At 39.3% G+C, this 545-nt stretch carries 2 tRNA genes; both read left to right on the top strand.

Going from position 1 to position 545, the window contains the following annotated elements:
• The first annotated feature begins 30 nt into the window (after positions 1–30).
• Positions 31–104: transfer RNA gene (locus HC175_RS17015), tRNA-Ile, on the top strand.
• A 223-nt stretch (positions 105–327) separates the two neighbouring features.
• Positions 328–404, top strand: a tRNA-Ala gene (locus tag HC175_RS17010).
• Positions 405–545 lie beyond the last annotated feature (141 nt).

Genomic DNA, 545 nt, shown 5'->3' with positions numbered 1-545 from the left:
TAAAATCTAAGATCTAACATCTAAAGAAACAGTCTCATAGCTCAGCTGGTTAGAGCGCTACACTGATAATGTAGAGGTCGGCAGTTCGAGTCTGCCTGAGACTACGAAGCAAGCGAAGCTTGCGATTTAAGGTTTAAAGTTTAAAGTTCAAAGTTTGAACCTGAGACATAAGTTCATTAAAATATACTGTACACCTGCGCTAAAGCTATGGTGTATGTTGAAAAGGAAATTTTAGAAGTTGGGCAACCAGTTTACAGTACGCAGTTAAGCAGTACGCAGTACAGTGAAGACTGATTACTGAATACTAAAGACTGCCAACTAAAAAACGGGGGATTAGCTCAGCTGGCTAGAGCGCCTGCCTTGCACGCAGGAGGTCATCGGTTCGACTCCGATATTCTCCACCACGTAAGATTTGAGACGTGAGATATGAGATTTGAGACATTTATTTGTCTAAGATCTCAAGTCTAAGCTCTCATATCTACAGAAAGTTCATTGACATATTGGAAAATAAGAATACGAGAAACATAAAAATTTCTATAGTTGTA

The organism is Salinimicrobium oceani, from assembly GCF_012037645.1.
Note: the sequence above shows the minus strand (reverse complement) of the source record. Positions and strands in the feature narration are given on the sequence as shown.